This is a genomic window from Pseudomonas sp. JZ114, assembly GCF_051027705.1.
GTDB classification, from domain to species: domain Bacteria; phylum Pseudomonadota; class Gammaproteobacteria; order Pseudomonadales; family Pseudomonadaceae; genus Chryseomonas; species Chryseomonas luteola.
In genome coordinates, this window is sequence record NZ_CP069256.1 from 1,064,408 (window position 1) to 1,078,436 (window position 14,029).

General features: G+C 55.5%; 14 protein-coding genes. All 14 read left to right on the forward strand.

Annotation, left to right across the window (positions count from 1 at the left end):
• Positions 1-15 precede the first annotated feature (15 nt).
• The 14 genes from hscA to JQR90_RS05050 all read left to right on the forward strand — a co-directional run bounded on the left by hscA (position 16) and on the right by JQR90_RS05050 (position 13,959).
• A complete protein-coding gene (hscA, locus tag JQR90_RS04985) occupies positions 16-1,875 on the forward strand; it encodes a Fe-S protein assembly chaperone HscA (RefSeq protein ID WP_010797323.1) in 1,860 nt (619 codons plus the stop codon).
• Positions 1,876-1,882: 7 nt separating this feature from the next.
• A complete protein-coding gene (gene fdx / locus JQR90_RS04990; RefSeq protein WP_010797324.1) occupies positions 1,883-2,221 on the forward strand; it encodes an ISC system 2Fe-2S type ferredoxin in 339 nt (112 codons plus the stop codon).
• An 11-nt stretch (positions 2,222-2,232) separates the two neighbouring features.
• Positions 2,233-2,433, forward strand: a complete 201-nt coding sequence (gene iscX / locus JQR90_RS04995) for a Fe-S cluster assembly protein IscX (RefSeq protein ID WP_010797325.1) — start codon at positions 2,233-2,235, stop codon at positions 2,431-2,433.
• A gap of 89 nt (positions 2,434-2,522) precedes the next feature.
• On the forward strand, positions 2,523-2,954 hold the full coding sequence (ndk, locus tag JQR90_RS05000; RefSeq protein WP_010797326.1) for a nucleoside-diphosphate kinase: 432 nt from the start codon (positions 2,523-2,525) through the stop codon (positions 2,952-2,954).
• A gap of 15 nt (positions 2,955-2,969) precedes the next feature.
• Positions 2,970-4,115, forward strand: a complete 1,146-nt coding sequence (gene rlmN / locus JQR90_RS05005) for a 23S rRNA (adenine(2503)-C(2))-methyltransferase RlmN (RefSeq protein WP_010797327.1) — start codon at positions 2,970-2,972, stop codon at positions 4,113-4,115.
• Positions 4,116-4,132: 17 nt separating this feature from the next.
• The gene (gene pilW, locus JQR90_RS05010) at positions 4,133-4,894 is read left to right on the forward strand and encodes a type IV pilus biogenesis/stability protein PilW (RefSeq protein WP_037030037.1); all 762 of its coding nucleotides are present in this window, start codon (positions 4,133-4,135) and stop codon (positions 4,892-4,894) included.
• Positions 4,891-5,913 carry a RodZ domain-containing protein gene (locus JQR90_RS05015; RefSeq protein WP_010797329.1) on the forward strand — a complete coding sequence of 341 codons (1,023 nt, stop codon included), beginning with the start codon at positions 4,891-4,893 and terminating at the stop codon, positions 5,911-5,913. Before pilW ends, JQR90_RS05015 begins: the two co-directional genes overlap by 4 nt.
• A 132-nt stretch (positions 5,914-6,045) precedes the next feature.
• Positions 6,046-7,158, forward strand: coding sequence for a flavodoxin-dependent (E)-4-hydroxy-3-methylbut-2-enyl-diphosphate synthase (gene ispG / locus JQR90_RS05020; protein WP_010797330.1), 1,113 nt, complete (start codon positions 6,046-6,048; stop codon positions 7,156-7,158).
• A 32-nt stretch (positions 7,159-7,190) separates the two neighbouring features.
• The gene (hisS, locus tag JQR90_RS05025; protein ID WP_010797331.1) at positions 7,191-8,504 is read left to right on the forward strand and encodes a histidine--tRNA ligase; all 1,314 of its coding nucleotides are present in this window, start codon (positions 7,191-7,193) and stop codon (positions 8,502-8,504) included.
• Positions 8,505-8,513: 9 nt separating this feature from the next.
• Positions 8,514-9,158 carry a tetratricopeptide repeat protein gene (locus tag JQR90_RS05030; protein ID WP_010797332.1) on the forward strand — a complete coding sequence of 215 codons (645 nt, stop codon included), beginning with the start codon at positions 8,514-8,516 and terminating at the stop codon, positions 9,156-9,158.
• Positions 9,158-10,300, forward strand: coding sequence for an outer membrane protein assembly factor BamB (gene bamB / locus JQR90_RS05035; protein ID WP_010797333.1), 1,143 nt, complete (start codon positions 9,158-9,160; stop codon positions 10,298-10,300). Before JQR90_RS05030 ends, bamB begins: the two co-directional genes overlap by 1 nt.
• A 78-nt stretch (positions 10,301-10,378) precedes the next feature.
• On the forward strand, positions 10,379-11,869 hold the full coding sequence (der, locus tag JQR90_RS05040; RefSeq protein WP_010797334.1) for a ribosome biogenesis GTPase Der: 1,491 nt from the start codon (positions 10,379-10,381) through the stop codon (positions 11,867-11,869).
• 162 nt (positions 11,870-12,031) lie between these two features.
• Positions 12,032-13,180 (forward strand): pyridoxal phosphate-dependent aminotransferase, encoded by a 1,149-nt coding sequence (locus JQR90_RS05045; protein WP_010797335.1) that lies wholly within the window; start codon positions 12,032-12,034, stop codon positions 13,178-13,180.
• On the forward strand, positions 13,168-13,959 hold the full coding sequence (locus tag JQR90_RS05050; protein ID WP_010797336.1) for an amidohydrolase: 792 nt from the start codon (positions 13,168-13,170) through the stop codon (positions 13,957-13,959). The genes JQR90_RS05045 and JQR90_RS05050 overlap by 13 nt, the downstream gene beginning before the upstream one ends.
• Positions 13,960-14,029 lie beyond the last annotated feature (70 nt).

A 14,029-nucleotide genomic window follows, 5' to 3' on the forward strand; every position in this document is an offset into this window, starting at 1 on the left:
ACAAGCTGAATAGCAATGGCTTTATTGCAAATTGCCGAACCTGGAATGGCTCCCAAGCCGCATCAACGCAAGTTGGCGGTAGGGATTGATCTGGGCACTACGAATTCTCTTGTCGCTGCCGTGCGCAGCGGCGTCTCTGAGCCGCTTCCTGATGAGCAGGGCGGTGTCATTCTTCCCTCAGCCGTTCGCTATTTGGAAAAGGATATTGAAGTAGGGGATGTAGCCAAGCAAAGTGCTGCACAAGACCCTTTCAATACGATTCTTTCCGTAAAGCGCTTCATGGGTCGCGGTCTGGCTGATATCAAGCAATTGGGCGAGCAGTTACCCTATCGATTCGCTGAAGGCGAGTCCCACATGCCTTTCATTGAGACGATACAGGGACTCAAGAGTCCTGTTGAGGTCTCAGCCGAAATCCTTCGTGTATTGCGTTCGCGTGCAGAAAAGACCCTGGGTGGTGAATTGGTTGGCGCGGTAATAACCGTTCCGGCTTACTTTGATGACGCGCAGCGCCAAGCGACCAAGGATGCTGCCAAGCTGGCCGGTTTGAATGTGTTGCGGCTGCTTAACGAGCCCACCGCAGCGGCAGTGGCCTATGGGTTGGATCGTGGTGCGGAGGGCCTCATTGCGATCTATGACCTGGGTGGCGGCACATTTGATATTTCCATCTTGCGTTTGAGCAAAGGGGTTTTCGAAGTCCTGGCTACCGGAGGTGATAGTGCCTTGGGTGGTGATGATTTTGACCATGCCATTGCGACCTGGGTAATCGATCAGGCGGGGCTGTCTACTAATCTGTCGCCCTCGGAGCAACGTCAGTTACTGCAATTAGGCTGCATGGCCAAAGAGCAATTGTCGGCGCAACCTACTGTTACGCTCAGTTACGGTACCTGGCAGGGCGAGCTTACTCGCGAGCACTTTGAAGCACTGATCGAGCCGTTGATCGCGCGAAGCCTGAAAGCTTGCCGTCGCGCAGTGCGTGACTCTGGTTGCGAGCTTGAGGAAGTCAAGGCGGTAGTCATGGTGGGTGGCTCCACTCGCGTGCCGCAAGTCCGATCCGCAGTGGCCAGACTGTTCGGTCGCGAGCCACTGACGGACATTGATCCGGATAAGGTTGTTGCCATCGGTGCGGCCATTCAGGCTGATACCCTGGCGGGTAACCGTGGTGGCGAAGAGCTCTTGCTGCTGGATGTCATTCCGCTCTCCCTTGGGCTTGAAACCATGGGCGGTTTGATGGAAAAGATTATCCCGCGTAACACGACCATACCTGTGGCACGTGCCCAGGATTTCACAACGTATAAAGATGGCCAGTCAGCCATGATGATTCATGTGCTGCAGGGTGAGCGAGAGCTGGTGAAAGATGCTCGTTCGCTGGCTCGTTTCGAGCTGCGCGGCATTCCGCCTATGGTGGCTGGCGCTGCCAAGATCCGTGTGACTTTTCAGGTAGATGCGGACGGCTTGCTGAGCGTCTCGGCGCGAGAGCTCTCCAGTGGTGTGGAAGCCAGTATCCAGGTCAAGCCATCCTATGGTCTGACGGATGGTGAAATCGCGCGTATGCTGCAGGATTCTTTTCAGAATGCCGGCGATGACATGAACGCTCGCGTGCTACGTGAGCAGCAAGTCGAGGCGCAACGTCTTCTAGAGGCGGTCCAGGCGGCTGTCGCTGAGGACGGCGATCGTTTGCTGAACGCTGAAGAGCGTGAAGTTATAGAGGCCGAGATCGACAAGCTAAAGAGTCTTGTCGACCATTCAGATGCCTCTGCTATTGAAGTACAAACCAAGCGTCTTTCCCAAGTGACCGATGCATTCGCGGCTCGCCGGATGGATGCATCGATCAAGGCGGCCCTGGCGGGTCGTCGTCTTAACGAAATCCAGGAGTAAGTTCACCATGCCGCAGATCGTTTTTCTGCCCCACCCAGAGCATTGCCCCGAGGGCGCGGTGATCCAGGCCGAAGAAGGTGAAACCATTATCGATGCAGCGTTGCGCAACGGTATTGAAGTCGAGCATGCCTGTGAGATGTCTTGTGCCTGTACGACCTGCCATGTCGTCGTTCGTGAAGGCTTCGGCTCCATGGAGCCGTCTGACGAGCTTGAAGATGACATGCTGGATAAGGCATGGGGGCTGGAGCCGGAGTCCCGGCTGTCCTGTCAGGCAAAGGTTGGCACTGCCGACTTGGTCGTTGAAATTCCCCGCTACACCATCAATCAGGTATCGGAACGTCACTAAGGAAGATCATCATGGCGATGAAATGGGTCGATGTGCTGGATATTGCAATCGCTCTTTCCGAAGCTCACCCGGATGTGGATCCCCGCTATGTAAATTTCGTGAATTTGCGTAACTGGGTCACCGCACTGCCCGGGTTTGACGATGACCCCCAGCGGGGTGGCGAGAAGGTACTCGAAGCCATCCAAGCTGCGTGGATTGAAGAAGCGGACTAACCTATTCTTCGTTAGCCTACGCTTTTGACCGAAGCCCGCGTATAATCCGCGGGTTTCGTTTTTGCTAAATGCCCAACTTTGGAGTTGTCATGTCTGTTCAACGCACCCTTTCTATCATCAAGCCGGACGCTGTAGCCAAGAACGTCGTTGGTGAAATCATCACTCGCTTCGAAAAGGCTGGCCTGCGCGTTGTGGCCGCGAAGATGGTTCAGCTCTCCGAGCGCGAAGCCGGTGGCTTCTATGCTGAGCACAAAGAGCGTCCTTTCTTCAAGGATCTGGTGTCCTTCATGACTTCCGGTCCGGTCGTTGTTCAGGTTCTGGAAGGCGAAAACGCCATTGCCAAGAACCGTGAGCTGATGGGCGCTACCGATCCCAAGAAAGCAGACGCCGGTACCATCCGCGCTGATTTCGCTGTTTCCATCGATGAAAACGCTGTTCACGGTTCTGATTCCGAAGCATCGGCTGCCCGTGAAATCGCTTACTTCTTCGCTGCAACTGAAGTTTGCGAGCGCACTCGCTGATCCACAGGTGAATCCATGAGCAATACAGTCGGCAAGACTAACCTGCTGGGGCTTACCCAGCCACAAATGGAGCAGTTCTTCGAGTCCATCGGAGAGAAGCGCTTTCGTGCCGGCCAAGTGATGAAATGGATTCACCACTTTGGCGTTGATGATTTTGACGCCATGAGTAATCTCGGCAAGGCCTTGCGCGAAAAGCTCAAGGCCTGCGCCGAGGTTCGTGGCCCCGAAGTAGTAAGTGAAGATATTTCGGCGGATGGCACCCGCAAGTGGGTCATTCGTGTGGCTTCCGGTAGCTGCGTTGAGACGGTTTACATTCCTCAGGACAAGCGTGGCACGCTGTGTGTTTCGTCACAGGCAGGCTGTGCACTTGACTGCAGTTTCTGTTCGACCGGAAAGCAAGGTTTCAATAGCAATCTCACGGCTGCCGAAGTCATTGGCCAAGTGTGGGTTGCCAACAAGTCATTTGGTACTGTGCCGGCCAAGATCGACCGTGCCATTACGAACGTCGTGATGATGGGCATGGGTGAGCCGCTGCTCAATTTCGACAATGTCGTAGCTGCCATGCAAATCATGATGGATGACTTGGGTTATGGAATATCCAAGCGCAAGGTAACGCTATCCACGTCAGGGGTAGTGCCCATGATTGAGGAGTTGGCCAAGCACGTCGATGTGTCTCTGGCGCTGTCGCTGCATGCGCCCAACGACGCCTTGCGCAACGAGCTGGTACCGATCAATCGCAAGTATCCTCTGGCCATGCTGCTGGATGCCTGTCAGCGGTACATTAGTCAGCTGGGTGAAAAACGTGTTCTGACCATTGAGTACACTCTACTCAAGGACGTCAACGACCAGCCCGAGCATGCTGTGCAGATGATTGAATTGCTGCGCAACGTGCCCTGCAAGATCAATCTGATTCCTTTTAATCCTTTCCCTCATTCCGGTTACGAGCGCCCCAGCAAGAATGCGGTGCGTCGCTTCCAGGAACTCCTGCAGCAGGCCGGTTTCAATGTCACCGTGCGTACTACGCGTGGCGATGATATCGATGCAGCCTGTGGGCAGCTGGTAGGAAAGGTTATGGACCGTACTCGACGAAGCGAGCGGTACATTGCTGTACGCCAGTTGAATAATGAGAACGATGCGGCTTTGGGTGTTCGCCAGAATTAATTAAAAGGAGAGGGTTAGTGATGTTGCGTGCAGTATTGGCTTTGGCAGTTGCAGGACTTTTAACCGGCTGCGTCACTACTGGCTCTACTGACCCTCTGAGTACGGAAAAAGGTCGTGATCATGCCCGGGACGCCTACATTCAGTTGGGTCTGGGCTATCTGCAGGAAGGAAACACCGAGCAGGCCAAGATCCCGCTGAAACAGGCCCTGCAGCTTGACTCCTCGAGCGCCGATGCCCATGCCGCGCTGGCATTGGTGTTCCAGACCGAGATGGAGCCCAAACTGGCTGACGAAGAATACCGCAAGGCCATGTCAGCACGCCGTAACGATTCCCGTATTCTCAATAATTACGGAAGCTTTCTTTTTGAGCAGAAGCGATACAGCGAAGCCTACGATCGTTTCATAGAGGCCTCGCAGGATCCTTTGTACCCTGAACGCTCGCGAGTCTTTGAAAACCTCGGTTTAACTGCGTTAAGGTTGAATAAGCCCGAATTGGCACGCCAGTATTTGGAGAAGTCGCTGAGACTGAACAGCAACCAACCCAAGGCTTTGCTGGAAATGGCGCAGCTCTCTTATGCGGCTCGTGAGTATGTACCTGCACGTGGGTATTACGAAGCATTTAGCCGTATTTCGCCCCAGGATGCGCGTAGCCTTTTACTGGGCATCCGTCTGGCCGAAGTATTCAACGATCGCGATACGGCTGCCAGTTATACCTTGCAATTGAAGCGGCTTTATCCCGCTTCTGAAGAATATAAACAACTTCAGTCGGAGCAACGATGAGTAATGTGCAACCTGAGGCTGTAATGTCAGCTCGTGGTAATCCAGGCGACATACTGCGCCAGGCTCGCATTTCCAATGGGTGGAGCATCGCTCAAGTGGCTGCTCAGATGAATCTGAGTGGGCATGTCATCGAGTTGCTGGAAGCTGGGGACTATCAAAAGCTGCCAGGGCATACGTTTGCCCGCGGTTATGTCCGCTCCTATGGGAAGCTGCTGGGGCTTGATCAGGCTGAGCTTGTAAAGGTCTTCGATCAGTACACAGGGACCGATGCCAAAGGCAGTACGGTTCACACCATAAACCGTGTTGAAGAACCGGTGCGCTTGTCGCGTAATGTCCTGCGTATCGTCAGCTTTATTCTGGTCGTTGTTATCATTGGGCTTGGCCTGTTCTGGTGGCAGGAGCGCTCCGGGCTTGGTATGGGCGGTAATGGCCTTAGCCTTGAGCATGTCGAAGTAGAAAGCGCAGACGGCACTACTGAAATTCATACGCTTGATGAGCCTGAAGATCAGGCGGTGGCGGAAGCTCAAAAGGCTGAGGTGCCCGCTGCATCAGAGCCAGGTGTGCCCGCTACACCGACTGCTCCCGCTGCCAATGCTGTTGCGCAAACGCCTGTGCCTGTAGCGAATACCGCTTCCGGTGCGGCAGCCAATGGCGCTGCGAATGCTGCTCCTGCTGCGGCCGCTACACCGACTACTCCGGTTGTATCGACCGATGCTGCGCTTGCGCCTACCACGCCGCCAGCCGGCGAGACTGCGCCAGCGGCAGGGCAGGGAGGCTTGAGCATTCAGCTGGTAGCGGACTGCTGGATGCAGATCACAGATGCGTCGGGGAAAGTTATTTACAGTGGCCTCAAACGAAAGGGTGATACCCTGCAGTTTGAAACGGTAAAAGCTCCTGTGGAGATTCGTTTAGGCTACGCACGAGGTGCGCAAATTACCTATAACGGCCAGCCGGTAGACATCAAGCCCTATGTACGTGGGGAAACTGCTCGCTTCAAAGTAGGGCAGGCGTCTCAGTAACCAGAATTGCAGTACGATCAAAGCGGCATCATTCTGCCGCTTTGATTTTATTATCGGATCATATTTTATAGTTCTCTGGTTTTAACCAGTCTCCGTAAGGATCTGGTATTTATCAGGAAGAAGAGTCCTGTCATGCATAGCGAATCGCCGATCAAACGTCGCCCTTCTCGAAAGATCTGGGTAGGCTCCGTGCCGGTAGGAGGCGATGCTCCTATCGCGGTACAGAGCATGACGAACACCGAAACCTGTGATGTTGCCGCAACAGTTGCGCAAATCCGTCGTCTGGAAGATGCAGGCGCTGATATCGTTCGGGTTTCAGTTCCCGACATGGATGCTGCAGAAGCATTCGGTCAAATCAAGCAGCAGGTGAATGTTCCTCTGGTTGCAGACATTCATTTTGATTACAGAATTGCCCTTCGGGTAGCTGAACTCGGTGTGGATTGTCTGCGTATCAACCCTGGCAACATCGGGCGTGAAGACCGGGTCAGGGCGGTAGTCGATGCGGCGCGTGACAAGAACATTCCGATTCGTATCGGCGTGAATGCGGGCTCTCTGGAAAAGGATCTGCAGAAAAAATATGGTGAGCCTACCCCTGAAGCGCTACTGGAATCAGCCATGCGTCATGTCGATTACCTCGACAAACTGGATTTCCAGAACTTCAAGGTCAGTGTGAAGGCGAGTGACGTCTTCATGGCCGTATCGGCTTATCGCTTGCTGGCGAAGCAGATCGAGCAGCCGCTACACCTGGGCATCACCGAGGCAGGTGGTTTGCGTTCCGGCACCGTAAAATCTGCGGTTGGCCTGGGCATGCTGCTGGCCGAAGGCATTGGCGATACCATTCGTATCTCCCTGGCGGCGGATCCGGTCGAAGAGATCAAGGTGGGTTTCGATATCCTGAAGTCGTTGCGCTTACGGTCACGCGGCATCAACTTCATCGCCTGTCCAAGCTGCTCTCGCCAGAACTTTGATGTGGTCAAGACCATGAATGATCTGGAAGGGCGCCTGGAAGATCTTCTGGTTCCCTTAGATGTGGCCGTTATCGGCTGTGTGGTCAATGGGCCGGGAGAGGCCAAAGAGGCTCACGTAGGGTTGACTGGCGGCACGCCTAATAACCTAGTGTATATCGATGGCAAGCCTGCACAAAAGCTGACCAATGAGAATCTGGTGGATGAGCTGGAGCAGCTGATTCGCCGCAAAGCGGCTGAAAAAATGGAAGCGGATGCGGCTGTTATTGCCCGTAGCTGAATGCCGTTAGAGAATTGAATTAAGGACTCCTCGTGAGCAAGTCTTTGCAAGCCATTCGTGGCATGAACGACATACTGCCAGAGCAGACGCCAGCCTGGCGCTATCTGGAAACAACTTTCGCTACCTTGCTGGATGGGTACGGCTACAAGGAAATCCGACTGCCTATCCTCGAATTCACCGAGCTGTTCGCTCGGGGTATCGGCGAGGGCACCGATGTGGTCGACAAGGAAATGTATACTTTTCTCGACCGTAACGGTGAGTCGCTGACGCTTCGTCCGGAAGGCACAGCAGGGTGTGTCCGCGCCGTGCTGGAGCACGGCCTTACAGGCGGTGGCCAGGTTCAGAAACTCTGGTATACGGGACCCATGTTCCGCTACGAGAAGCCGCAAAAAGGACGCTATCGCCAGTTCCATCAGATTGGCGTAGAGGTCTTTAACTTGCCTGGGCCGGATATCGATGCTGAGCTGATCATCATGACGGCGCGCCTGTGGAGGCAGCTGGGTATTGATGATGCCGTTACACTGCAGCTGAACAGCTTGGGTTCAAGCGAAGCGCGTGCAGCCTATCGGGATGCCTTGGTTGATTACCTCAAGCAGCATTTCGATCAGCTGGATGAAGACAGTCAGCGTCGTTTGACGACTAATCCCCTGCGTATTCTGGACAGCAAGAATGCCCAGACACAGGCCTTGCTGACCGATGCTCCCACGTTGTCGGATTATCTAGACGAAGAGTCTCGTGCTCATTTTGAAGGCTTGAAGGCACGCCTTGAAGCAGCAGGCATCGAGTACACGATCAATCCGAAGCTTGTGCGGGGTCTGGACTACTACGGTCGTACCGTATTCGAGTGGGTAACCGATAAGCTGGGCGCACAAGGTACGGTGTGCGCTGGTGGACGCTACGATGGTCTGATCACTCAGTTTGGTGGAAAGCCTACGCCAGGCGTTGGTTTTGCCATGGGTGTTGAGCGTCTGGTGCTAATGCTTGAGACGCTGAACAAGATTCCCGCCGAGCTTAGCCGTCCGATGGACATCTACCTATGCACCTTTGGTGAAGCGGCAGAACTAGCCGGTCTGGCCTTGGCCGAGCAGCTGCGTACGGCCTTGCCGTCCTTGCGTCTGGCGGTTAATGCTGGCAGCGGAAGTTTCAAGAGTCAGTTCAAGAAGGCAGACAAGAGCGGTGCATGGTTTGCTCTGATTCTGGGTGAGGATGAGCTGGCGCAGCGCCAGGTTGGCCTCAAGCCCTTACGTAATGATAGTGCCCAGGAGATGGTCGACTGGGATCAGTTGTCCGCACGCCTGCACGATAGCTTGCAGCAGCAGACGTCCGCACACAGCGAAAGCGAATAGGAGTGACCGGTGAGTTCGCAGAATGAAGATCCAAATGTCGCCCACCTTCAGGATTGGTGGCAGCGTAACGGCAAGCCGCTGCTCACCGGTGGCGTTGTGGCCCTGGTGGCCGTGCTGGGCTGGCAATGGTGGGAGCGTAATCAGACCAATCAGTCTCAGGCTGCGTCCATCGTATATCAGGAGCTGGTTCAGGCAGCGCTGGATCCCAGCGGCAAACCGGATACCGCTCGGGTAACGGACCTGTCCAACCAGCTCAAGCAGGAGTATTCAGGTACTACCTATTCCCAATACGGTAGTCTTTTCGTGGCCAAGGTTGCTGTTGAGAGTGGCAAGCTGGATGACGCAGCCAACGAGCTGAAGGCGATTGTCAATAAGCCGGCGGATGATACTGTGGGCGAACTGGCACGCCAGCGTCTGGCGCGTGTGCTGGCTGCGCAGGGCAAGGCTGAAGATGGCCTGAAACTACTGGAAGGCAAGGTTGCAGAGCCTTATGTCGCCAACCGCGAAGAGTTACGTGGTGATCTGTTGGTCAGTCTGGGCCGTGTCGACGATGCCCGTGCCGCTTATGAAAAAGCCAAGTCCGAATTGCCTGCCGATGCCGCCGAAGGCACGCTGCAGATGAAGCTGGATGACCTGGCAAAAGGAGATGCCTGATGCTGCGTTGGAAACATGTTGCGCTACTGGCCTTGGCCCTGACTGCTGTCGGGTGCAGCAGTAACAGCAAAAAAGAGCTGCCGCCTGCTGAATTGCAGGACTTCAAGGCCGATGTTCAGTTGCAGGAGCAATGGAGCCGCTCGGTAGGGGAAGGGCAGGGTGATACCTACAACCTGTTGACGCCTGCCATTGACGGTCAGTCCCTGTACGTGACTGATAACGAAGGCCTGGTCATGGCGTTGAACCGTGAAAACGGTGACATCATTTGGAAGAAAAAGCTGGACCTGCCTGTTTCAGGTGGCGTCGGCGCTGCCTACGGGCTGGTTCTGGTTGGTACGTTGAGAGGGGATGTCGTTGCCCTTGACGCAACCTCGGGCGATGAAAAATGGCGCGCCAGGGTTTCCAGTGAAGTACTGGCTCCGCCGGTCAGCAACGGTGACATCGTGGCTGTCCAGACTCAGGACGACAAGCTTTATGCCCTTGATGCCGAGACGGGTGATCGTCGCTGGCTGTATGAGGAGAGCATGCCTGTTTTGACCCTGCGTGGCACAGGTGCTCCGGTCGTAACCAATCGCTATGTTGTCGCTGGTCTGGCCAGCGGCAAGGTGATTGCGCTGGATGAACAGCGTGGCTTGCCGATCTGGGAGCAGCAGGTTGCCATCCCGCAGGGGCGCTCTGAGCTGGATCGTATGGTTGATATCAACGGCGGACTGCTGCTTTCAGGTACTACGCTGTATGTGGCCACGTACCACGGCCGGGTTGCCGGACTGGATCTGGAGAGCGGTCGTGTGCTCTGGCAACGTGATGCATCCAGCTATACCGGTGTCGCTGAAGGTTTCGGTAACGTATATGTAAGCCTGGAAAATGGCACCGTTGAAGCAGTAGATCAAAATTCGGCTTCAGCGCTGTGGAGTAATGATTCCCTGGCGCGTCGTATGTTGTCCGCCCCGGCTGTGCTGTCGAACTACGTCGCTGTAGGTGATTATGAAGGCTATATTCACCTGCTAAGCCAGACGGATGGTCATATGGCCGGTCGTCAGAAGCTGGGTAACGGCGGCGTTCGGGTTCGCCCGTTAGTGGATGGCGACTGGATGTATGTGTATGGCAACGGCGGTAAGCTGGCTGCCTACACCATTCGCTAAGCTGTCCTGTATGTGTATGGCCGCTATCGCCCTCACGGTAGCGGCCTTTGTGTTTTCTGTATTCCTGTGGAGAGCCGTATGGTTCCCGTTATTGCTCTGGTAGGACGCCCTAATGTAGGCAAGTCCACCTTGTTTAATCGACTTACCAAAACCCGTGATGCCATCGTGGCCGATATCGCGGGCCTGACCCGCGACCGCAAGTATGGCGAGGCGCGTTGGCAGGGGCGGACGTATATCGTTGTCGACACCGGAGGTATCTCCGGCGACGAAGAAGGCATCGATATGAAAATGGCCGAGCAGTCGCTTCAGGCTATTGAAGAAGCCGACGCCGTTCTGTTCATGGTGGATTCCCGTGCCGGGATGACGGCAGGCGATCAGATGATCGCCGAGCATCTGCGTACGCGTAACAAGCGCTGCTTTTTGATTGCTAATAAGGTCGACGCAGTTGATCCAGACATTGCCCGGGCTGAATTCAGCCCAATGGGCCTGGGTGATGCGCTGACCATTGCGGCTGCGCATGGCCGCGGTATCAACGGCATGCTTGAGCAGGTGCTGGGCTCCTTCCCTAAGGATGAGGAAGAAGAGTTCATTGTTGATGCGGAAGACGAAGAGGGCGATCAGGCTTCGGATGAGAGTGTCATCGAGAAGCGTATTCCGGGACCGGATGAAAAGGCCGGGATCAAGATCGCCATCATTGGCCGTCCCAACGTGGGCAAGTCCACGCTGGTCAACCGTATGCTTGGCGAAGAGCGGGTCATCGTATATGACCAGGCTGGCACCACTCGCGACAGTATCTACATTCCCTTCGAGCGCAACGAAGAGAAATACACGCTGATCGACACCGCCGGTGTGCGTCGCCGCGGCAAGATCTTCGAAGCGGTAGAAAAGTTTTCTGTTGTGAAGACGCTTCAGGCCATTCAGGACGCCAACGTCGTTATCTTTGTGATGGACGCCCGTGAAGGGGTAGTCGAGCATGATCTGAACCTGTTGGGCTTTGTCCTGGAAACCGGTCGCGCCCTGGTGATTGCGCTCAACAAGTGGGACGGCATGGAGTCCAGTGAGCGCGATTACGTGAAGACCGAACTCGAACGCCGCCTGATGTTTGCCAATTTCGCAGATATTCATTTCATTTCCGCATTGCATGGCACCGGTGTGGGACATCTGTACAAGTCGGTGCAGCAGGCATTCGCTTCGGCCGTTACCCGCTGGCCTACCAGTCGTCTGACCAAGATCCTTGAGGATGCGGTTCAGGAGCACCAGCCGCCGCTGGTCAATGGTCGTCGAATCAAGCTGCGTTATGCGCACATGGGCGGAGCCAACCCCCCGCTGTTGGTTATCCATGGTAACCAAGTGGATGCGGTCCCGCGCGCCTATGTCCGCTACCTGGAAAACACCTATCGCCGGGTATTGAAGCTGATAGGTACGCCTATTCGCATTGAATTCAAGTCGGGTGAAAACCCGTTTGCGGACAAGAAGAACACGCTGACCGAGCGGCAGGTGAACAAAAAGCGCCGTTTGATGAGCCATCACAAGAAAGCGGAGAAGAAGCGCAAGGATAAGCGTCGCTAGTCGCTTCCCTGTTGTAACGGGCCAGCGCTGTCTGGCCCGTTCGAATACCAGGCTGCTCGGGCATCTTCCGAGTGGCCAGTCTTAAGTCATGATAGCGGTGCATAGTGCTTCGCTGAGCCGTCGACGGCATCGAAGCCGACCGCCTTGTTGTCGGAGCGTTCGATGATCCAGAGCAAGTTGCCTTCCCTCGGTGTGACTATCTTTACCCGCATGTCCCAACTGGCCATGGAAACGGGCGCAATCAACCTGTCTCAGGGTTTCCCGGATTTCGACGGCCCGGATGCCTTGCGCGAGGCGGTAAGTCGGCACGTCATGGCCGGTCATAACCAGTATGCGCCCATGACAGGATTGCCCGCCTTGCGTGAGCAAGTGGCCCGCAAAGTGGCTACGCTCTATGGGCGCACGGTTGATGCCGAACAGGAAGTCACCATTACACCCGGTGCGACGCAGGCCATCTTTTGCGCCATTCAGTCTGTAGTTCGCAGCGGTGATGAAGTGATTGTATTCGATCCTTGCTATGACTCTTACGCACCCTCGGTTGAACTGGCCGGTGGGCGCTGCATCCACCTACCCTTGGCACTGCCGGATTTTGGGATCGACTGGGATCGTTTGCAGGCAGCCCTGACGTCGCGCACACGGGCTATCGTACTGAACACGCCCCATAACCCGAGCGGCTCGCTGGTTGGTCGCGACGCGCTGGACCGTCTCGCCGCATTGATTCGCGATCGGGATATCTACCTGATCAGTGATGAGGTATATGAGCACTTGGTTTTCGACGGAGCAGAGCATGCCAGTGTACTCACCCATGATGAACTCTACGCCCGTGCGTTTGTTATCAGCTCCTTTGGCAAAACATATCATGTGACAGGTTGGAAGACCGGGTATGTGATCGCCCCGCGCGAGCTTTCAAGCGAACTGCGCAAGATTCACCAGTATGTAAGCTTTTGCGGGGTGACGCCTCTGCAATGGGCATTGGCAGATTTCATGGAAGCGCATCCCGAGCATGTAACCGAACTCCCAGCGTTTTATCAGGCCAAACGAGATCTGTTCTGTGATTTGTTGGGTTCGTCTAAATTGGCGTTTACACGTGCAGCAGGGACCTATTTCCAGCTGGCGGACTATTCCGCTATTCGGGATGACGTAAGCGATGTCGAAATGGCCGAGTGGTTGACGCGTGAGCACGGTGTGGCTGCCATTCCGATCTCCGTGTTTTATCAGGAAGCTCCAAAGGACTTGCGTCTGGTACGTTTCTGCTTCGCTAAACGAGAGGAGACGCTGCGGCTAGCAGCGGAAAAACTGTGCGCGATCTAAGCCTGAGACCTGATTTGAAACTGGCACTCATCCAGACTGAACTGTTCTGGCATGATGCTTCGGCCAACCGCGACCGGTTTACTGCCTTGCTGCAACAGGCGAAAGGCGCGGATCTGGTTGTACTGCCTGAGATGTTCACTACCGGCTTTTCGATGGAGTCAGCCCTGCTGGCTGAGGATGAAGGCGGACGTACCCATGCGTGGATACGCGAGCAAGCGGCATCGCTCAATGCTGTGATAACGGGCAGCCTGATCGTTCGTGATGCCCAAGGGCAGTACCGTAATCGACTCCTGTGGGCGCGGCCTGACGGCACGATGTCCCATTATGACAAACGTCACCTGTTTCGCATGGCCGGAGAGCACGAACATTACACCGCAGGTGAAGCGCAAGCGGTATTCGAGCTCAACGGCTGGCGCATTCGTCCCTTGATCTGTTACGACTTGCGGTTTCCGGTGTGGAGCCGTGATCCAGTCAAGACTGATCTGTTGCTCTATACCGCCAACTGGCCAGCCGCACGGCGTAACCACTGGAATCGGCTGCTTCCCGCTCGGGCCATTGAAAACCTCTGTTATGTCGCGGCCGTGAATCGTATTGGCGAAGACGGAAAAGGAATCGCCTATAGCGGCGACAGCCAGGTATTGGACTGCCAGGGCGAGCCGCTCCTGGACGCCAAGGACAGCGCAGGAGTGTTTACGGTGTCGCTGTCTGCCGACACGCTGTCGCGCTACCGCGATGCGTTCCCGGCGTATCGGGATGTGGACGACTTCGAACTGCTCTGATCGCTCGCTACTCTTCCCTAGCGCCCCGTCTGCCATGCTGGCGATGGGGCGTTGTTGTTTCCGGCGCTTG

Bases quoted from the DNA above. Each gene is read 5' to 3' on its own strand.
- hscA (WP_010797323.1), top strand. From the start codon at position 16: ATGGCTTTATTGCAAATTGCCGAACCTGGAATGGCTCCCAAGCCGCAT.
- fdx (WP_010797324.1), top strand. From the start codon at position 1,883: ATGCCGCAGATCGTTTTTCTGCCCCACCCAGAGCATTGCCCCGAGGGC.
- iscX (WP_010797325.1), top strand. From the start codon at position 2,233: ATGGCGATGAAATGGGTCGATGTGCTGGATATTGCAATCGCTCTTTCC.
- ndk (WP_010797326.1), top strand. From the start codon at position 2,523: ATGTCTGTTCAACGCACCCTTTCTATCATCAAGCCGGACGCTGTAGCC.
- rlmN (WP_010797327.1), top strand. From the start codon at position 2,970: ATGAGCAATACAGTCGGCAAGACTAACCTGCTGGGGCTTACCCAGCCA.
- JQR90_RS05015 (WP_010797329.1), top strand. From the start codon at position 4,891: ATGAGTAATGTGCAACCTGAGGCTGTAATGTCAGCTCGTGGTAATCCA.
- ispG (WP_010797330.1), top strand. From the start codon at position 6,046: ATGCATAGCGAATCGCCGATCAAACGTCGCCCTTCTCGAAAGATCTGG.
- bamB (WP_010797333.1), top strand. From the start codon at position 9,158: ATGCTGCGTTGGAAACATGTTGCGCTACTGGCCTTGGCCCTGACTGCT.
- der (WP_010797334.1), top strand. From the start codon at position 10,379: ATGGTTCCCGTTATTGCTCTGGTAGGACGCCCTAATGTAGGCAAGTCC.
- JQR90_RS05045 (WP_010797335.1), top strand. From the start codon at position 12,032: ATGATCCAGAGCAAGTTGCCTTCCCTCGGTGTGACTATCTTTACCCGC.